This is a genomic window from Streptomyces huiliensis, from assembly GCF_020037025.1.
Classification (GTDB): Bacteria; Actinomycetota; Actinomycetes; order Streptomycetales; family Streptomycetaceae; genus Streptomyces; species Streptomyces huiliensis.
The window spans coordinates 16,112-35,233 of sequence record NZ_JAIQLH010000048.1 but is presented as its reverse complement, the minus strand read 5'-3'; the positions used below and the strand labels follow the sequence as shown (position 1 = coordinate 35,233).

General features: G+C 73.7%; 16 protein-coding genes. All 16 read right to left on the bottom strand.

The annotated features are described in order from the left end of the window. Nucleotides 1–69: 69 nt before the first annotated feature. Nucleotides 70–528, bottom strand: coding sequence for a DUF1707 domain-containing protein (locus JNW98_RS10565; protein ID WP_223767881.1), 459 nt, complete (start codon nucleotides 526–528; stop codon nucleotides 70–72). 93 nt (nucleotides 529–621) lie between these two features. Further along, on the bottom strand, nucleotides 622–2,466 hold the full coding sequence (asnB, locus tag JNW98_RS10560) for an asparagine synthase (glutamine-hydrolyzing) (protein ID WP_223767880.1): 1,845 nt from the start codon (nucleotides 2,464–2,466) through the stop codon (nucleotides 622–624). A 68-nt stretch (nucleotides 2,467–2,534) separates the two neighbouring features. Beyond that, the gene (locus JNW98_RS10555; RefSeq protein ID WP_223767879.1) at nucleotides 2,535–3,773 is read right to left on the bottom strand and encodes an aminotransferase-like domain-containing protein; all 1,239 of its coding nucleotides are present in this window, start codon (nucleotides 3,771–3,773) and stop codon (nucleotides 2,535–2,537) included. Nucleotides 3,774–3,784: 11 nt separating this feature from the next. Next, complete coding sequence (locus JNW98_RS10550) at nucleotides 3,785–4,039, bottom strand: acyl carrier protein (protein ID WP_223767878.1); 255 nt, start codon at nucleotides 4,037–4,039, stop codon at nucleotides 3,785–3,787. 47 nt (nucleotides 4,040–4,086) lie between these two features. Next, the gene (locus JNW98_RS10545; RefSeq protein WP_223767877.1) at nucleotides 4,087–5,562 is read right to left on the bottom strand and encodes a class I adenylate-forming enzyme family protein; all 1,476 of its coding nucleotides are present in this window, start codon (nucleotides 5,560–5,562) and stop codon (nucleotides 4,087–4,089) included. Then, the gene (locus tag JNW98_RS10540) at nucleotides 5,559–7,340 is read right to left on the bottom strand and encodes a phytoene desaturase family protein (protein WP_223767876.1); all 1,782 of its coding nucleotides are present in this window, start codon (nucleotides 7,338–7,340) and stop codon (nucleotides 5,559–5,561) included. Before JNW98_RS10540 ends, JNW98_RS10545 begins: the two co-directional genes overlap by 4 nt. A 16-nt stretch (nucleotides 7,341–7,356) precedes the next feature. Then, nucleotides 7,357–8,583 (bottom strand): hypothetical protein, encoded by a 1,227-nt coding sequence (locus JNW98_RS10535; RefSeq protein WP_223767875.1) that lies wholly within the window; start codon nucleotides 8,581–8,583, stop codon nucleotides 7,357–7,359. Further along, nucleotides 8,580–9,425 carry a 4'-phosphopantetheinyl transferase family protein gene (locus JNW98_RS10530; protein WP_223767874.1) on the bottom strand — a complete coding sequence of 282 codons (846 nt, stop codon included), beginning with the start codon at nucleotides 9,423–9,425 and terminating at the stop codon, nucleotides 8,580–8,582. Before JNW98_RS10530 ends, JNW98_RS10535 begins: the two co-directional genes overlap by 4 nt. Beyond that, entirely contained in the window at nucleotides 9,422–10,618 is a 1,197-nt protein-coding gene (locus JNW98_RS10525; RefSeq protein WP_223767873.1) for an ABC transporter permease, read from the bottom strand. The genes JNW98_RS10530 and JNW98_RS10525 overlap by 4 nt, the downstream gene beginning before the upstream one ends. Next, a complete protein-coding gene (locus tag JNW98_RS10520; protein ID WP_223767872.1) occupies nucleotides 10,619–11,632 on the bottom strand; it encodes an ABC transporter ATP-binding protein in 1,014 nt (337 codons plus the stop codon). Next, nucleotides 11,632–14,040 (bottom strand): beta-ketoacyl-[acyl-carrier-protein] synthase family protein, encoded by a 2,409-nt coding sequence (locus JNW98_RS10515; RefSeq protein WP_223767871.1) that lies wholly within the window; start codon nucleotides 14,038–14,040, stop codon nucleotides 11,632–11,634. Before JNW98_RS10515 ends, JNW98_RS10520 begins: the two co-directional genes overlap by 1 nt. 2 nt (nucleotides 14,041–14,042) lie before the next feature. Continuing rightward, nucleotides 14,043–15,089, bottom strand: a complete 1,047-nt coding sequence (locus tag JNW98_RS10510; protein ID WP_223767870.1) for an aminomethyl transferase family protein — start codon at nucleotides 15,087–15,089, stop codon at nucleotides 14,043–14,045. 143 nt (nucleotides 15,090–15,232) lie between these two features. Beyond that, complete coding sequence (locus JNW98_RS10505) at nucleotides 15,233–17,404, bottom strand: GNAT family N-acetyltransferase (protein ID WP_223767869.1); 2,172 nt, start codon at nucleotides 17,402–17,404, stop codon at nucleotides 15,233–15,235. Continuing rightward, nucleotides 17,391–17,936, bottom strand: coding sequence for a 3-hydroxyacyl-ACP dehydratase FabZ (fabZ, locus tag JNW98_RS10500; protein WP_223767868.1), 546 nt, complete (start codon nucleotides 17,934–17,936; stop codon nucleotides 17,391–17,393). Before fabZ ends, JNW98_RS10505 begins: the two co-directional genes overlap by 14 nt. Further along, complete coding sequence (locus JNW98_RS10495; protein ID WP_223767867.1) at nucleotides 17,933–18,244, bottom strand: phosphopantetheine-binding protein; 312 nt, start codon at nucleotides 18,242–18,244, stop codon at nucleotides 17,933–17,935. The genes fabZ and JNW98_RS10495 overlap by 4 nt, the downstream gene beginning before the upstream one ends. 124 nt (nucleotides 18,245–18,368) lie before the next feature. Further along, on the bottom strand, nucleotides 18,369–19,112 hold the full coding sequence (fabG, locus tag JNW98_RS10490; RefSeq protein WP_223767866.1) for a 3-oxoacyl-ACP reductase FabG: 744 nt from the start codon (nucleotides 19,110–19,112) through the stop codon (nucleotides 18,369–18,371). Nucleotides 19,113–19,122 lie beyond the last annotated feature (10 nt).

Sequence of the window (19,122 nt, the reverse complement as noted above, 5' to 3'; positions counted from 1 at the left end):
GCGGACGAGGGCGGCATGACCTCTCCCTTCCGGAAGACCGACCGCCCGCCTCTCAGCCCTTCCGTCCCCTCAGCCCTTCCGCCCCCGGCGCGACAGCCGGTCCGCCGCGAAGGCGATCGGGGCCGCGAGGAACATGAAGAGCCAGTTGCCGGTGGCGTAGCTGACGCCCGCGGCCGCGACGGCTCCTACGGGGACGCCGAGGAAGGTGCCGGCGAAGCGGTCGGTGGCGCGGGTCGGGCGGTCGGGGAGGCCGAGGGGGCCCCGGCGGGGCTCCGGTGCGGCGGGGTGGGGCGCCGGAGTGAGCGCCGTGTCGGGAGTGGGCACGGTGAGGGACGGGCGGGGTTCCGGGAGGTCCTTGAAGAGGGCCTCGATGTCCGCTTGCGTACGGGCCTCGTTCAGGGCCTCGGCGCGGTCGCCGTACTCGTCGATGGTCAGCCGGCCCTGGCGGCTGTGCGTGGTCAAGGCTTCGAGGGCCTCTTCTCGCTCGTCGTCGCCGATGCGGAGAGTGGATTTGTCGAGCTTGGTCACGCGTGGGGTCCTCTCGTCGGGCGGGACAGGGTTGGAGGGGGGACGGCTGCGCCGGGGGGCGCGCCGCGCGGGCGGCGCGCCCCCCGGATCGCGTCAGGCCAGGCGCAGTTCGGGGTTGTACAGGTCGAACCAGACCGCCACGTCCAGCGCGCGCTCGATGCCGTTGCGGGCGCCCAGCGGCATCTCCGTGGCGTCGATCGCGAGGACCTGGCGCAGCCAGCCCTCGTTGACGAGCTGGAAGGCCGGGTGGTCGGAGTCGGAGAGGAGGTCGCGGGCCTGGGTCTGGAGGGCCTTGACGTAGTCCGGGTCCTGGGTGGAGGGGTAGAAGTTCTTCGCCCGCTCGACCACCGACCGGGGCAAGCGGTCGCGGGTGGCGGCGCGCAGGAGGCTCTTCTCGCGGCCGTCGAACGTCTTCATCGACCAGGGGGTGTTGTAGACGTACTCGACCAGGCGGTGGTCGCAGAACGGCACCCGGACCTCCAGGCCGGCCGCCATGCTCATGCGGTCCTTGCGGTCGAGCATGGTGCGGACGAAGCGGGTGAGGTGGACGTACGAGCTGCGGCGCATCCGGTACTCGAAGTCGCTCTCGCCCTCGACCGTGCCGACCTCGGCGCTGACCCGGGCGAAGCTCTCGTGCAGGTGGCCGCCCAGGTCGAGGGCGCCGAGGACCTCGGGGCGGACGACGCCGAGGGGGCTGTAGTCGCCGTTCTCACCGAGGTTGATCAGCCACGGGAAGAAGTCCGCCTGCTGGGCCGCCGGGTCGTGGAACCAGCGGTAGCCGCCGAAGAGTTCGTCGGCGGACTCGCCGGAGAGGGCGACCGTCGAGCGCTCGCGCACCGCGCGGAAGAGGAGCAGCAGGGACATGTCGATGTCGCCCATGCCGGCCGGCAGGTCGCGGGCGGCGACGACGGCGCGGCGCAGCTCCGGGTCGGCGAGCTGGCGGTGGTCGATGAGGATGTCGGTGTGGTCGGAGTTCACGTGTCCGGCCACGTCGTGGGCGAACGGGGTGTCGCGGGCGACGCGCAGCTCGTCGGGGGTGAAGCTCTCGTCGTGGCTGGTGAAGTCCACGGCGAAGCTGCGCAGCCGCTCGCCCTTGGCGCTCAGGTGACCGGCCGCGAGGGCGGTGATGCTGCTGGAGTCCAGGCCGCCGGAGAGCAGGACGCAGCGCGGGACGTCGGCCACCAGCTGACGCGCGACGGCGTCCTCCAGCAGCTCGCCGACGCGGGCGACGGTCTTGTCCGTGTCGTCCGTGTGGCGGTTGGCCTCCAGGCGCCAGTAGGTGTGCTCCCGGTGCCCGTTGCGGTCGACCGTCACGACGGTGCCCGGCTTGACCTCGGACATGCCGGCCCAGACGGCCTGGCCCGGGTCCTTGGTGAAGGTGAGCAGCTCGCGCAGGCCCGCGACGTCGACCGCGCGCTTGGCGAGCGGGTTGGCGAGGATCGCCTTCGGCTCGGAGCCGAACAGCACGCCGTCGGCGGTCGGGTAGAAGTAGAGCGGCTTGATGCCGAGGCGGTCGCGGACGAGGACCAGCTTCTCGGTGCGGCCGTCCCAGACCGCGAAGGCGTACATGCCGTTGAGGTGCTCGGCGACCTTCTCACCCCACTCCAGGTAGGCGTGGAGCACGACCTCGGTGTCACTGGTGGTGCGGAACCGGTGGCCGCGGCGGGCCAGTTCGTCGCGCAGCTCGGTGAAGTTGTACGCCTCGCCGCTGTACGTCAGGGCGACGGTGCCGGCGGGCGTCTCCTCGACCATGGGCTGCCTGCCGCCCTCCAGGTCGATGATGGACAGGCGCCGGTGGCCGAGCGCGACGTGGCGGTCCGTCCAGACGCCGTACGCGTCGGGGCCGCGCAGCGCCATGGTGGCGGTCATCGCCTCGACGGTGGGGCGCTCGCGCTCGAGGTCGCGGCCGTAGGAGAGCCAGCCTGCAATTCCGCACATGGTGGTTGTTCACCCAATCCTGGGGTCTGAGGTTGTGAAGTGGTCGTTCGGCCGAGGGACCGGCGGTGTTACCGGGTCTGGTACTCGGTGATCGCGAGGCCCAGCCGGCGGACGCCTTCCGCGATGCGTTCCGGTGTGGGGTAGCTGAAGGAGAGCCGCAGTTCGCTGCGGCCGCGTCCGCTCCCCTCCGCGTAGAAGGCGCTGCCGGGGACGTACGCGACCTTGTGCCGCTCGGCGTAGGGCATCAGCGCGTCCGTGTCGACGCCGTCCGGGACGGTGACCCAGACGAAGAAGCCGCCTTCGGGCCGGGTCCAGCGGCTGCCCTCGGGCAGGTGCGCGGCGAGCGCGTCGAGCATGGCGTCGCGGCGGACGCGGTAGCTGTCCCGGTACGTCTCGATCTGCGCCCGCCAGTCGTGCCGGGCCAGGTAGCGGGAGAGCACGGCCTGGGTGAAGGCGGGCGGGCAGAGGGTCGTGGACTCCGCGGCCTGCACCAGCTTCTCCCGGACGGCGGCCGGGGCGGTGACCCAGCCGATGCGCAGGCCGGGGGCGATGGTCTTGGAGAACGAGCCCAGGTAGACGACGTTCTCGGCGTCGAGCGAGCGGAGCGCCGGGAACGTCCGCCCGTCGAGTGCGAGCATGCCGTACGGGTTGTCCTCGACGACGAGGACGTCGTGCTCGGCGCAGATCGCCAGCACCTCGGCGCGCCGCTCCACGGCGAGCGTGACGCCCGCGGGGTTGTGGAAGTTCGGCACGGTGTAGAGGAATTTCGGCTTCCGACCGGCGCGTTCGGCGTCCGCCAGCGCGGCGCGCAGCGCGTCCGGGACGAGGCCGCGGTCGTCGACCGGCACCTGGACGACGTCGGCCCGGTACGAGGCGAAGACGCCGAGGGCGCCGATGTAGCTGGGGGCCTCGGTGAGGACGAGGTCACCGGGATCGCAGAAGATGCGGGTGACCATGTCCAGGGCCATCTGCGAGCCGACCGTGACGACGACGTCGTCCGGGTCGGCGGTGATGCCTTCCAGGCCCATCACCTCGCAGATCTGCTCGCGCAGCTTGGGCAGGCCCTGGGCGGAGCCGTACTGGAGCACGACCTTGCCGCCGAGGGAGACCAGGCCGGCGGTCTCGTCGGCGATGGCGCGCTGCGGGAGCCCTTCCAGGTTGGGCATGCCGCCGGCGAGCGACACCACGTCCGCGCGGCCGCGCACGGCGAAGAGGGTGGGGATCTCCGAGGGCTTGATGCCCTCGGCGCCGCGGGCCATCCGGGCGAGGTGCCGGTCGCCGGGCCGCGGCGGAGTGGTCGTCGTCATCCGGGTGCCCCCTACGCGGCCGAGGTGACGGCGCCGACGACGACCCACAGGCCGGCGACCGAGGCGAACGCCTCGAAGGTCAGCTCGGACTCGGGGATGCGCACCCCGTACTCCGTCTCCAGGTCCATCAGCAGGCTGATCATGCCCATGGAGTCGAGACCGAGGTCCATGAGGTTGGCCTCCGGGCGGAGGGCCTCCCCGGCGGGGAGGTCGGGGAGGTTGCGGCGCAGGACCTGCTCGAAACGGTCGTCCCAGTGGGTGCTCATGTATGACTCCTGTTGTCTCGGTGTGTCTGCTTGGCGTTGATGACGCGTCAGTTCAGGCTCGCCGCGAGGGCCTTCCGGTCCGGTTTGCCGTTCCCCGTGAGCGGGATGGCGGGGACGGCCAGTACGGCGGCCGGGACCTTGGCGGCCTCCAGGCGGGCACGCAACTCGCGCCGCACGACGGCCGGTTCCGGCTCTCCGACGACGAAGAGGGTGAGGTCCCGCGTGCCGTCGGGCGCGAGGGCCACGGCCTCCCGCACGCCCGGTACGTCCAGCGCGGCGGCCTCGATCTCCAGGGTGCTCACCCGCATGCCGAGGCGCTTGAAGATGTCGTCGCGGCGGCCGGAGAAGTAGAGGTGTCCTTCGGCGTCCTGGTGGCCGTAGTCCCCGGTGAACAGCCTGACCTCGCCGGTCCGTTCGCAGCGCCGGAAGCGCTGCGCCGTCTGCTCGGGCGCCCGCCAGTAGCCGGACATCACGTGCGGTCCCCGGACGACGAACTCGCCGGTCTCGCCGGGCGGCAGCGGCCGGCCCTCGTCGTCCACCACCAGCACCTGGGTGTCCGGCAGCGGGCGGCCGACCGAGCCCGGGCGGGCCAGGTCCTCGTCGGGCTCCAGGACGGAGACCCGCTTGCACTCGGTGATGCCGTACATCAACGACACCCGGGCGCCGGGGAAGGCCGCGCGGAGCGCCGCCACCGCGGGCGGCGGCAGGGCCGCGCCGGTGTTGGTGAACAGCCGGACGGAGGTGGGCTCCGGGTCCCGGGCGGCCAGCCGCACCAGCATCTCGGAGAGGGACGGCACGAGGGGGACGACGGTCGCCCCCGACTCCCGTACGCCGCGCAGCAGCATCACGTCCGGGACCTCGCCCGGCACCACGAGCTCCGCGCCGGCCAGGGCGGCGAGGAAGACCTGGTAGAGGCCGTAGTCGAAGGAGAGCGGCAGCCGGCAGTACACCACGTCGTCGGCGCGGTAGCGCAGCCGGGCGGCGACGGCCCGGGTGGCGGCCACGACCTGGGCGTGCTCGGAGACCACGGCCTTCGGCCGGGAGGTGGTGCCGGAGGTGTACATCAGCAGCGCCACGTCGCGGGAGATGGCCGCGGCGGTGACGGGGGCGGGCTCCTCGGCGGCGATCTCGTTCCACGCCTCGTCGAGGCCGAGCACGGGACGGGTGGTGAGCCCGCCGACCGCTTCGGCGTGCGCGGGGTCGGTGACGATCAGGGACGGCTTGGAGTCCTCGATGACGCCGCGCAGCTGGAAGTCCTTCATCGCCGGGTTGACCGGGACGAGGACGGCGCCCAGCGCCACCGTGCCGTACAGCAGCGCCAGGTACTCGCGGCCGCTCGCCAGGCGCACCATCACGCGGTCGCCGTAGCCGACGCCGCGGCCGGCGAGCCAGGCGGCGGTGCGGCGGCTGTGCGCGGCGAGCTGGGCGTAGCTCCAGCGGCCGGCGGCGTCGCGGACGGCCGGGCGGTCGGGGTGCTCGCCGGCCGCGCGGGCCAGGAGGTCGTAGACGGGTGTGGTGCTCATGTCGGCTGGTCCCCCACGGTGGCCGGTCGGTTGTCGGTACGGGTACGGGAGTCGGCGGAGGTACGGGAGTCGCGAGGGGTACGGGAGTCGTGAGGAGTACGGGCCGCCCGCCCCGCGCGGGCGACCGAGCGGGCCCGCCGGGCCGCGCCACGGGACACCGCCATCGGGTCCCAGTCGGCGGTCCGCCCGGGCAGCAGCGCCGGGTCGGTGAGGACCGCGCCCGCGTGCGCCTCGGCGAGCAGCCGACGGCCGGTGACCCGGGCCGCGCACAGGATGCCGCTGATCGCCACGCCCGCGATGCCGCTGCCGTAGCGGCTGCTCTGCCCGACCACGTACAGGCCCTTGACGCTCGTCCGGGCCTCAGGCCGCATGCCGAACGGCCCCCAGGAGGCGAGCCCGTACGGGGTGCCGCCGGTCGAGGAGATGTACCGCTGGTGGGTCAGCGCGGTGGCCGTCTCCAGGTGGACGGCGCTGTCGCGGATCGGGCCGAGCGCCCGTTCGGCGGCGGTGAGCAGCAGCTCGGTGACGCGTTCCTTCTCCGCCGCGTAGGCGGGGTCGCGCCGGTAGCCGCCCTGCTCCGGACCACCGTAGCGCAGCGCCAGGGGTGCCATGACCTGGAGGTTGGTGTGTCCGGGCGGGCAGACGTGGGGCGACTCGGGGTCCTTCAGGGAGGCGAAGGAGAGGAAGGCGAAGGGGAGTTCGCCGGACGGGCAGCCCTCGGCCACCTCGCGGTACGCGGCCTCGACGTCCCAGCCGTTGTGCCACCACAGGTTGGCGTTCGGGCGGTCGGAGAAGTCGCGGTCGAGGCCCGCGTACAGCACCGCCACCGGCAGCCGCATGGTCGCGTTCCGGGTGCGCTTGACCAGGGCGGGCGGGAAGTGCTCGGCGCCGGCCAGCTCCAGGATGGTGCGCGGGTAGTCGGCGTTCGAGACGACGAGCGGTGCCTCGATCTCCGTACCGTCCGCGAGCCGGACGCCGCGCGCGGTGCCGCGCTCGATCAGGATGCGCTTGACCGCGCTGCGGGTGCGCAGTTCGCCGCCGCGCGCCTCCAGCGCCTCGACGAGCGACGCCACCAGTCCCTGGGCACCGCCCACCGGGTAGTAGGCGCCGCGCAGGTAGTGGTCGAGCACCGAGACGTGGGTGAAGACGGAGGTGGTGCTGGGCGGCGAGCCGTAGTTGGCGGACTGGGCGGCGAGCACCGTACGGGCCCGCGGCGACAGCCCGCAGTGGTCGAACAGGTCGTGGAGCGTACGGCGTCCCCAACGGCCCGTGAGCGGCATCAGCTTGAGCATCCGCGGGTCGTCGAGGTCCATGTCGGCGAGGAGCGCCGCGTGCTTCTCCTCGCCGATGGCCTCGCAGATCGCGGCGAACGCGTCGATGGCCTCGGCGTCGCCGGGCAGGGCGCTCTTCAGCCGGTCCCGGTAGCGGTCCCAGCCGACCGGGACGCGGACGCCGAGGCCGGGCAGGGCGAGTTCGTCGAAGCCGTCCGGGTCCAGGGCGCGGAAGGCCACCCGGCCGGCGAGGCCGAGGCCGGAGAGGATGGCGGGCAGGATGCCGCCGGGTCCGCAGTCGCCGACGTAGTGCAGGCCGACGTCGAACTCGTAGGCGCGGCGCCGCCGGAAGGCGTGCGCGTTGCCGCCGGCCACGTCGTGCTGCTCCAGCACGAGCACCCGGCGTCCGCAGGCCGCCAGGTAGCCGGCGCAGACCAGGCCGCCGAAGCCGCTGCCGACGACGACCGCGTCCCACTGCTCCCCGGGGCGCTGCCCGTTGTCCCCCATGGTGGTCACTCCTTCGTCAGCCGGTCCGGGCCGGCAGACCGGTCAGTTCTTCTTCGATCAGGTCGAGCAGGGCGTCCGCCTTGGCACCCATGCCGGGCTCGTTGCGGCACGAGAGGGAGATCTCGGTGCGGCCCGGCGGCTGGTAGACGGTGAGGAAGGCGGGCGCGTACGGCACGTGCATGGGCAACGAGTACGCGGTCGCGGCCGTGAAGCCGCCGCCGGAGAGCGCGTCCAGGTCGACCTTGCCGAGGTCGGAGACGACCAGCGTGCAGGGATAGGTCTCCCGGTGCTCCCGGGTCGCCCGGGCCGCGCCCAGGGTGGGTGCCATACCGGACGAGGTGACGGGGAACGCGCCGATCGACGACAGCTCCTGCCGCTCGAACATGGCCCGCAGCAGGCGCCCCTGGATCTGCGCCCGGTCGGCGCCGGCCGGGACGTCGACGAACAGCGGCAGACTGAGGTTGGCCGTGGACGCGATCGACGGGTCGTGGCGGCGGATGTTGACCGGCACCATGAAGCGGCAGTCCTCGTCCGGCAGGAGCGCGCACATCGCGGCGGCGGTCCTGGCCACCACGGCGTTGTGGTTGCCCTCGACGGTCCTCCGGCGCCACAGCCAGGGCACGTCGGACGCGGCGGTCCCGGCGTCCGGACCGGCCGGCAGCCGGTCGAAGGGGTTGGGACACTCGGGGGCCGGGCCCGGGGCGGCCGCGCCGGTGCCGAAGCGCTTCACGACGCCCGACTCGGTCTCCACCGAGGGCGCGCCCTCGGGCTCCTCGCCGCGCAGGGCGCGGAAGACCTCCTGCGCCCAGGTCATGACGCCCTTGCCGTCCATGACGGCGTGGAAGGCGCGGAAGACGATCGTCGCGGGCTCGCCGGAGAGCAGCAGCACCTCGCAGTTGGGGCCCTTGACCGGGCTGAACGGCCGGCGCAGCTCCTCGCTGCCGGCCGTGTCGAAGGCCCGGCGGTCGAGGGCGGTGCCGTCCACCTCGATGACGGGCGGGGTGGTCCCGCTGTCCGCCCAGCGGTTGCCCCGCTTGACCAGGCGGGCGCCGGGGCATGCCTCCGACGCCACGGCGACGGCCCGCCGGAGCTCGTCGGCGGTGACGCCGCCCTGGCCCTCGACGAAGATCTGGATGGCCATCGGGGGCGTCACCAGGGCGCCGGCGAGGTACCCGCGTTCGGTGGGCGAGATCGGCCGGCTGTAGCCGGCCTCGGCGCGGCGTGCGCGGCTGACGGCGGTCATCGCTGCGTTCCTTTCGTTCTGGTGAGGCTTTCGGGGGCGGGGGGCTCCCCGCCGGCGTCCGCCGGGAGGGCCGGATCGCCGGCGTCCGCCGGAATGGCCGGGTGCTCCTCGCCGGCGTCCACCGGGAAGGCCGGGTGCTCTCCCGGCCCGTCCGGCGGCAGCGGGCGGATGTCGAGCGGGACTCGCGCCGCCAGCGCGACGTACGTCTCGGGCCGGGAGGACCGGGACGGCCGGGAGCCGGCCGGGGAACCGACCTGTGTGCCGGCCGGGGCATCGGCCTGGGAACCGACCGGGGCATCGACCTTGGCACCGACCGGGGCACCGACCTGAACGCCGGCCAGGCTGCCGCTCCACAGCCACCACCCGTCACCGGCGTCCCGCCACCCCGGCCGCCAGGCGGGCAGCGGCTCCAGCCGCTCGGGCCGGACACCCGCCGTGCCCCGTGCCTTGAGCAGGGCCTCGACCTCGGCCCATTCGCGGAGCGTGGCCACCGACCCGGGCGGCCGGCCCAGGACGCGGGCGAGCCAGCGCAGGGCGGCCGGACGGTCGCGGTGCTCCTGGACGTCCGCCCCCACCCAGGTGTCCCGGGCGAGGGCCGCCAGGCCCAGCGCGCCGGTGTGCGAGACGGAGCCGCGCCAGCCGGAGTCCGGCCAGTGCCAGCGGCCGTCCGGCAGCCGCTCCGGCCGCTCGCGCAGGCCGGCCGCCTGAGCCGCCGCCCCGAGCAGCACCCGTCCGGCGGGGCTGGAGCGGCGGCCGAAGGTGTCGCGCGGGAGCCGAGGGGCGGCGGTGAGGCGGACGTACAGCGTCCCGGTCCGCCCGGTCCGCTCCTCGGCGGGGATCACTTGACGAACCGGAACCGCGGCACGGCCAGGACGAAGAACAGCGCGGCCAGGCCCAGCAGGAAGCCGCTGGCCGGCAGCACCGTCCCGAGGTCGGCGCCCTTGACCATGACCTCCTGGAAGGCGTTGAGCGCCTTGCCGTGCGGGGTGAACCCGGCGATGTCCTGCATGAAGTCCGGCATGAAGACGCCGGGCACCATGCAGCCGCCGAGCGCGGCCAGCACCAGGATCACGATCGTGCCCATGCCGTTGACCTGCGACTCGCTCTTGGCGAACGAGGCCAGCAGCAGGCCGAGCGCCACCGCGCAGCAGCCCAGCGCCACGGTGATCGGCACCAGGGCGACCGGATGCACGCCGAGGTCCATCCCGAAGACGAGCTTGCCGAACGCCATCAGCACGCCCACCTGCGCCACCGCGACCATCAGGTACGGCACCACCTTGCCGAGCAGCAGCTGCCAGCGCGGCACCGGCGCGGACAGCAGCCGGCGGAAGGTGCCCTCGCGGCGCTCGACCATGATCGAGCCGGCCATGACGGTGACGATGAAGAAGACGTACATCACGGTGTAGCCGGGGACGTTCTGCTGGTACACCGAGGGGTACTTCACGCCGGTCATGCCCTTGGGGAAGGTGCTGGTCGACGTCACCCCGCTCCACGTCTCGTCGATCTTGTCGATCTGCTTCTTCAGCTGCGCCTTGCGGACCGGGTCGTGCTCGGCGGCCCGCTGCTTCTCCAGCGAGACCGCGGTGCGGGTGCTGGAGGTGACGGTCAGCACCGCGCTGCGGATGGCGGCCTGGAGCGGGTCGACGGCCTGGCGGGACGACGAGGGGTCGACCACGAAGGAGAAGTGCGGCTTCCGGCCGCTCTCCACCTCCTTCTCGAAGCCGGCCGGGATGACGACGGCGAACGAGTCCTTGCCGTCCCGTACGCGCTTGTCCGCCGCGTCGCCGGACAGGCCCGTGGTGACCTTGAGTTCGTCGCTGCCGCCGAGCGCCTTGACGACGTTCTTGGCGGCGATGCCGCCGTCCTGGTCGACGATCGAGATGTTCATCTTCGGCGCGGAGCCGAGCGTGTCGAAGGAGTTCGACAGGGCGAGGCTCATCACGGTGATGAAGAGCATCGGCGAGACGAACAGGGTGATCAGGGAGGCGCGGTCCCGCAACAGGACCAGCAGCTCCTTGCGAATCATGGCAAACATTCAGGCACCGTCCCTGATCTGGCGGCCGGTCAGGTCGAGGAAGAGGGATTCGAGGTCGGGGCGGCCGAGCCGGATGCCGCCCAGGCCCAGGCCGGTCCCGGCGGCGATCTCGGAGACCTCGCGCAGGGTGGCCGGCATGTCCTTGACCCGGATGCGCAGCACCTGCGTGCCGTCCCCGGCCGCGGCCACGGTGATCTGTCCGTGGTCCGCGAACCGCTTCTCCAGCCAGACCATGCCGCCCTGGAGCCGGTCGAGCTCCTCTCGGGTGGGCGCCCATTCGAGCAGGCCCGCGCCGAGCGGCCGGAGCAGCTCCTCCTGGGTGCCCTCGGCGAGGACCTTGCCGTGGTCGACGATGACGATGCGGTCGCAGAGCTGCTCGACCTCGGGCATGTAGTGGCTCGTGTAGACCACCGACATGCCGAACTCGGCGCGCAGCCGCAGCACCGTCTCGAAGATCTGGTTGCGGCTCTGCGCGTCGACGCCCACCGTGGGCTCGTCCAGGAAGAGGAGCCGGGGCATGTGCAGCAGGGCGGCCGCGATGTTCACGCGGCGCTGCATGCCGCCGGAGTAGGACGCGACCTTGTCGCCGGCGCGGTCGGTGAGCCCGACCACGTCGAGCGCCCAGTCGATCCGCTCGCGGCGTTCGGCGCGGGAGAGCTTGTAGGCGCCCGCGAAGAAGGTCAGGTTCTGCCGCGCGCTGAGCGTCGGGTAGAGCGCGATCTCCTGCGGGACGACGCCGATGAGGGCCTTGGCCCGCATCGGGCCGGCCGCGAATTCGGCGCCGTCCACCTGGATGGTGCCGCCGTCGGGCTTGAGGGCGCCGGTCAGCATGGCGATGGTCGTCGACTTGCCGGCGCCGTTGGGGCCGAGGAAGCCGAGGATCTCGCCGGTGCCGACGCGCAGGGACACCCCGTCCACCACGGCGCGGTCGCCGAACTTCTTGACGAGGCCGGTGGCGGTGAGGACGTCGTCCATACGCACGCCGGCCGCCGGGGCCGTCACAGTGGCGGTCATCACGCGTCCCCCTTTGAGACGACCAGCGACACGTAACTGCCGCCGTAGGCGAAGCTGGAGATCAGGGCGTGGTCGACGCTGCCCTGCCGACCGCCCTGCGGGATCAGACCGGGCAGCTCGTCCGGCGCGTCCGGGACGCCCGCCGTGCCCGGCAGCACGCCGTCGCCCATCGCGCGGAGCGCGGCGGCGAGGGCGAGGCCGGGGGCGGAGCCGTAGGTCTCGCCGAACACCGACTTGGTCGCGGTGACGGGACGTCCCGCCAGGCCGCCGGCGCGGAGCGCGGCGATCTCGGCGTCGTCGACGGCCTCGCGGCCCATGGCCGCCGAGGCGACCAGGCCGATGTCCTCGGGGGTGAGGCCCGCGGCGCGGACCGCCTCGGTCATCGAGCGGGCCCAGGCGGCACCGTCCGGGCGCAGCCCGGCGATGCCGCTGTCGTCGCCGGTGAGTCCGAAGCCGGCGATGCGGCCCAGGACCGGGCGGCCGGACGCCTTGGCGGCGTCGGTGGACTCCAGGGCGATGGCGACCGCGCCGGCGGACAGCACCGTGCCGCCGCCCCCGTACGGACGGACGTCCGAACTCCCCAGGAAGCCGGGGACCTTGACGTGTCCGGCGACCAGGGCGTCGGGGCACTCGTCCGCGACGACCACGACGATGCGCTCGGCGGCGCCGCGGGCGATCAGCCGGTAGGCGTAGTGCAGGGCGCTCAGGGCGCTGGTGCCGCCGCTGCACACGGTGGCGGTGATGCCCTTGAAGCGGTGCAGGATGGCGACGTGTCCGGCGGCGGCGTTCACCACGGTGTTCGGGAAGAACTTCGGGTTGGCACCGGCGGGTCCGCCGGCGAGCACGACACCGCTGTCGAACTCCTGGACCGGGGTGATCGGGGCCAGACCGGTGGCGAAGATGAGCCCGGTCTGGGCGGCCTCCTGGCGGCTCGGCTTGCCGTACGCCCGGTGCAGCTCGGCGACGACGGCCGCGGCCAGCCGGCTGGTGGGGTCCATCCGGCGGAGCACGGCCGGGTTGATGCCGGCGGCGATGGCCTTGAAGTCGACCGTGCCGGCCCGGCGGGTGCCGTAGCCGTCGACGTCGACCTCACCCTGGTAGACGGGGGTGCCCTCGGCGAGCGCCGCGAACAGCTCGTCGTTGCCGGTGGCCGTGCCCGCGATGCCCGCGATGCCGGTGATGACGACGTCCCGGCCCGCGGCGGCCGCGGCGGCGGCCGGCGGCTCGGTGGTGACGCGCTCGGGGTGCCGGATCACCAGGGCGGCGTTGTTGCCGCCGAAGGCGAAGGAGTTGGAGACGACGACGTCGACATCCTGCTCCCGCGCGGCCTCCGGGACGATGTCGAGGCCGCTGGGGGCCTCGGCGCCGCCGGTGTTGGCAGTGGGCGGGAGGACGCCGTCGCGCACCGCGAGGGCGCAGACCACGGCCTCGACCGCGCCGGCCGCGCCCAGGGTGTGGCCGATCATCGACTTGGTGGAGCTGACCGGCGGCGGCGTCTTGAAGAGCGTCTTGATCGCCTTGGGCTCGACCTTGTCGTTGGTCGGGGTGCCGGTGCCGTGGCCGTTGATGTAGTCGACGTCCTCGACGGTGTGCCCGGCGCTGTGCAGGGCGGCGGCCATGGCGCGCTGGGCACCCTCGCCGCCGGGGTCCGGCGCGGTCTGGTGGTAGGCGTCGGCGGAGAGGCCGTAGCCGGCCACCTCGGCGATGGCGGTCATGCCGCGGGCCGCGGCGGCGTCCGCCTTCTCCAGCAGCAGGAAGCCCGCGCCCTCGCCGAGGTTGAGGCCCTCGGAGCGGGTGTACGGGGAGCAGCCGCCGGAGTCCAGCGCGCCCAGCGAGTTGAAGCCGTTGAAGGACAGCTCGGCCAGCGGGTCGACGCCGCCCACGAGCACGGCGTCGGCCTCGCCGCTCCACATGAGCTCCAGCGCGTAGCCGATGGCCACGGCGCCGGCGGCGCAGGCGTTGGAGAGCAGCGAGCGGGGACCGGCCAGGCTCAGCTTCTCGGCCACGGCGTCGGCGACGCTGTGCAGGGCGTAGCCCTTGAGCAGCCGGACGTCGGCCTTGCGCAGGCCCTCGCGGATCCACTGCTGGTGGAACGTGCCGACGCTGCGGCTGGTGCCGAGGCTGCTGCCGATGACGACACCGACCCGCTCGGGGTCGTAGCCGGCCTCGGCGAGGCGGCCGTGCTCGACGGCCTCGGTGGCGGCGGTGACGGCCAGGGTCAGGCAGCGGTCGACGCCGGGGACGTCCTTGACCGGGGACTGCCCGCCCTGGGTGGTGATCAGGCCCGTGGTGTCGACCTCGGTGACCGTGCCGATGCCGCTGCGGGCGGCCCGGATGGCGGTCCAGCACTCGTCGGCGGTGGAGCCGACGGCCGAGATCATGCCCAGGCCGGTGATGACGATGCGCATGGTCAGGCTCCGAGCCGCTCGTTCCAGGACTGCGGGATGACGACCGGGGAGGCGGCGGTGCGCAGCGTGACGGCGGTGCCGTCGGCGGTGCGGCCGGTGAGCTCCAGGCCGGGGACGTCGAAGGGCTTGTCCAGCAGGGCCAGGGCGATCTCCTGGTCGGTACCGGCGAGCGGGGCGACCAGGTGGACGGTGCCGACGGCGCGGCCGCCCGCCTCGACCGGGCTGCCGGCTTCCGGCGCCTGCCCGGCCTCGGCGAGGACGGTGATCAGGCCGCGGCCGGCCTCCTCGGCGGCGGCCAGGGCCTCGCCGCCGCGGAACTCGTCCTCGCGGCCCCAGCTGACCAGCCACTCCAGGCCGGCCTCGCGGACGGTCAGGCCGGCGGACTGGGCGGGGATCTGCGGGTGGCGGACCTCGGTGCGGGCCCGCAGCAGGGCCTCGGCGCCGGCCGGGCCGCCGTCCAGCTCGGCGGCGCGGGCGGCGACCCACTCGGCGGCACCGGAACCGGCCGGGGCGATCAGGAGGTAGCCGTACTCGCCGGTGGTGCCGATGCGGGCGAGGACGCCCTCGGCGCCGCTGTCGCCCGGCAGGGTGACGGTGGTGGCGCCGTGCAGCACGAGGCTGGAGATCTCGAAGTCCAGCAGGTCGGCGGCGATCCGCCAGGACTTGGGGCCCTCGAAGGCGATGGCGACGTGGTCGGCGGCGGCGTCGGTGATCTCGACGTCCTGGACTCCGGCGTCGGCGACGGTCTTCTCCAGCAGGCCGGCCAGGCCGTCGCGGGAGTGGGCGAGCAGCCAGCTGGTGTCGTCCAGCTCGATGTGGGTGACGGCGTCCCAGACGGAGGCGTCCTCGTCGAGGATCAGGCTCTCGCGGGCGGTGTCCGGCTCGACGTACTCGCTGTCGCGGGCCAGGGCACGGGAGAGGACCTCGCCGCGCTCCAGGCCGCCGAGGGCCACCAGGCCGGCGCCCGGGGTGCCCGGGGTGTAGACGCCGACGGTGGTGCGCAGGTGCGCGTACTGCTCGGCGACGGTCTCCGGGGTGGCGCTGGTCATGTCGTCTCCTTGGGTGTTCGGGTGTCGGTTCGGTGGGGTGGTGCGAAGTCGTAGGTGATGCGAAGTGGGGGGTGGTGCGGCGGCGGGGTGGTGCCGAGTCGGGTGCCGCCCCGGGCCCGGGGGTTCGGCCCGGGGCGGCGGTCTCAGCGGCCGGCGGCGCGGGTGCGGAGCAGCGCGTCGGCGGCGTCGAGGTCGGGCAGGACGGCGAGCGACCAGCCGGCCGCGAGGGCCGTGCCGCGCGGCTGCCGGGCGACCAGGCCGAGCAGCGGTCCCGCCTTGGTGGCGCGGTGGAGGATCTCGGTGCCGTGCCCGTCCCGCGGGGTGACGGCCAGCCAGCGGCCGTCGGCGAGCCGGAGGGCGAGCCGGTCGGTCCAGCGCTGCCAGGCGCCGGGTTTCCGGATCAGCCACAGGTCGCCGGTCCTGCCGGGCACCAGGATCTCGGGCCGCTTGGCCGCGGCCGGGGTCAGCCAGACGACGGCCTCGCTCTCGTCCTCCCGAGGCTCGGCCCGCAGGCCGACGTCCAGCAGGTCGGCAGGGCCCTCGGCGGGGGCCTCGACGGACCAGTCGAGGCCGGCCGCGCGCAGCCGTCCCGTCGGCTCGTCGAAGCGCCACTCGCCCTGCTCGGCGCCCCAGCCGAGGCCGCGGTCGGCGTCCTCGCGCGGCCCCTGGCGGGTGACCCAGAGGCCGGCCCGCCAGTGCGGGTTGCTGCCGAAGACCCGCTCCTTGGGGAACGGCGTGGCCAGCACGGACCGGCCCGCCGAGCGCCAGGCGGCGACACCGCCGGCCTCCGCGCTGACCAGCAGCGTGTCCTCGCCGACGGCGGCCCGGTGGACCGGCCGGCGGGCCACCAGGCCGGCCATCCACTCCGCCCGGCCCCCCATGGGGGCGGGGGCCGGGACGGTCTCCGGGGTGCGCGGCGCGAGCGCCTCCAGGCCGTCGACGGTCAAGGGCGCACCGCCCGGCCACTCCGTCCGTACGGCGACGGCGTGGCCGTGCCCGGGGGCGAAGTCCAGCAGCAGCAGCGCGTCGGTGACGAGCCGGGCCCGCGCGTCGCCCTGCCGGATGTCGAGGCCGGTGGCGGACTCCTCGTCCCACCAGCCGACCCGTGCGTCCGGGGCGAGTTCGGCACCGGCGGTGGCGAACTCTGTGGCGTCGACGGGGTGCAGACCGCGGCCGGCCGGCACGTGGCCGTCGTCCGTCAGCAGCAGCCCCTTGCGCAGGCCGCCTTCGACGATCGTGCGCAGCGTGCCGGCGGGCGGCTCGCCGCCCTCCCAGCGGAAACGGTTCTCCAGGACGCCTCCGACGAGCGTGGTCTCCCGGTACAGCACCCCGTCGGGGTGCCGCTCCGCGACCAGCCAGCCGGCGCCGATCGGGGTGACCGTCAGGCCGTCCTCCCGCCGCAGGGCGCGGCGGAAGCCCGTGACGTAGGGCGGGCCGAAGACCGGCCAGGTCTCGCGCAGCAGCGGGCCGAGGTGATCCGCTCCGTGCAGCTCGATCCGGCCGTCCCCGTGGTGCAGTTCGAGGCGGAGGCCGTCCGTCTCGACGGTGCTGACGGCCGGTGGCGCGGGCGCGGCCTTGGGCGCCAGGACGGGCGCCTCCTCCGCGTCCGTGCCGACATGCAGCAGCTCGCCGTCCTCGGGATCCAGCAGGACGGTGAAGACCGTCCCCTCGATCGCGAGCTGCGTGCGCAGGACGGCCCGCCCGTCCAGCTCGTCGACGTCGTTGCCGAGGGAGCGGTCCCCGCCGCCGACCATGTACCGCCAGCTGGCGTTCAGTTGCAGCGACTGCGGGATGAGGTGGGCGTAGTCGCGGCGCAGCCGTGCCATGACCCGCGGCATGTAGCTGACCAGCTCGATGTTGCCGTCCTCGGTGGCCTCCACCGGTCCGGTGACGCTGCAGCCGACCTGCCGGTAGAGCGGGAAGGCCAGCTTGTTGCCGGGGTTGGCCGTGAGCCGGATGACCTCCACGCCGGACAGCCGCAGGGTGCGGATGGCCTGCGAGAAGATCCGCCCCGCGATCGAGCCGCCGCGCAGGGCGGGGCTCAGGAAGAACATGTCCCCGAACACCTCGCCCGGGGCGTACGCCCGCCGGACGTGACCCTGGAAGAAGCCGATGGTGCCGTGGATCTCGCCGCCCACCTCGACCACGAGGAACAGCCGCGTGCCGCGCTCGGCCAGCTCGCCGCGGACGAGCTCCGCGTCGAGCTTCCGGTCCACCGGGTTGGGGACGTCGGCGTACCGGTTGTAGAGCTCGGCGACCGCAGCCGCGTCCGACTCCTCGTAGGGCCGGATCACCGGCTCGCTACTGGAGTCCACTCGGGTCCCCCGCGGTGCGCTCGCTGACGGTCAGCGAGCCCTTGGCGGCGAGCTCGCCGTCGACACTGGCCTGCACGGTGACGGGCGTCAGCCGGTCGAAGGGGCGGCCGAGCTCGACCTTCATGGTGAGCCGGTCGCCGGGGACGACGAGCCGGCTGAACTTCATCTGCCGGATCGCCCCGAGGTAGCCGACCCGGGCCGCGACCTCGGCCTCGCCGCTCTGTCCTGTCTCGCCGCTCTGTCCGGCCTTGCCGCTCTGTCCGGCCTCCGCGAGCCACGCGGAGGCGTAGACGACGGCCGTCAGCTGGGCCATGGCCTCGACGATGAGGACGCCCGGCATGATCGACTGGTCCGGGTAGTGCCCGGCGAAGTACGGCTCCGAGATGGTGACGTTCTTGATGCCGTAGCCGGACTTGCCCGGGATGACGTCGTAGGCGCGGTCAACGAGCAGCATCGGCCAGCGGTGCGGCAGCAGCGCGCGGATCGCGTTGGCGTCGAAGCTGAGGGGGGTGGTGGGGGCCGAGGTGGTCACGCCGCCTCCACCTGGGGGATCTCGCCGCGGTCGGCGACGACGAAGTCGATGAGACGGTTGATCGAGCCGAACGCGGAACGGTCGTCGTCGCTGATCGTGACGTCGAGCTGCTCCTCGACCATGACGACGATCTCCAGCGTGTCGAGCGAGTCCAGCTCCAGGCCGCGGCCGAACAGCGGCTGGTCGTCACCGATCAGCTCGGGGCGGATCTCCAGGCCCAGGCTCTCGACGAGCTGGGTCTTGACGTGGTTGTTGAGGGCGGTGCGCGCCTCGGCGGTGGCCAGCAGTTCCTCGTAGGTGGCGGTCATGGCGGTACTCCTGTCTGTGGTGGGTGGCGGCTTGCGGGCCTTGAGAAAGTGACGGGCCTCGGGGTGACGGGCCTCGGGGTTACGGACCTCGGGGCTACGGACCTCGGGGCTACGGACCTCGGGGCTACGGGACGAGCCCGCCGTCGACGACGAGGACCTTCCCCGTGATGTAGCTCGCGGCCGGCGAGGCCAGGAAGGTGACCGCCGAGGCCACCTCCTCCGGGGTGCCGGCGCGCTTCATGGGCACCGTGCCGATCAGTCGCTCGCGCACCGCGGGGGGCATGTCGCGCACCATGTCGGTGTCCGTGAACCCGGGGGCGACGATGTTGACGCGGATGCCGCGCTCGGCGACCTCGCGGGCGAGGCCCTTGCCGAGGCTGATCAGACCGCCCTTGCTGGCGCTGTAGTTGGCCTGGCCGGGCTGGCCGGTGACGCCGCTGGTGGAGCCCATGAGGACGATCGAGCCGCCGGTGCGGTGCATCATCTTGACCGACTCGCGGCAGGTGAGGAACGCGCCGGTGAGGTTGGTGTCGATGACCCGCTGCCACTTGTCGAGGCTCATCGTGGCGAGGAAGCCGTCGGCCGTGATGCCGCCGTTGGCGACGACGACGTCGAGCCGCTTCCACTCGGCGCGGATGGTCTTGAACATCGCCTTGACCTCGGCCTCGACGCCGACGTCCGCGCGGACCACCAGCGCCTTGCGCCCCATCCCGCGGATCTCCGCGGCCACTTCCTCGGCGGCCTCGGTGCGGGAGACGTAGTGCACGACCACGTCGCAGCCGGCCTCGGCCAGGGCCAGGGCGCAGGCCCGGCCGATGCCCCGGGAGGCGCCGGTGACCAGGGCCACGGTGGACGGTTCGAACTGCATGGCTGTACTC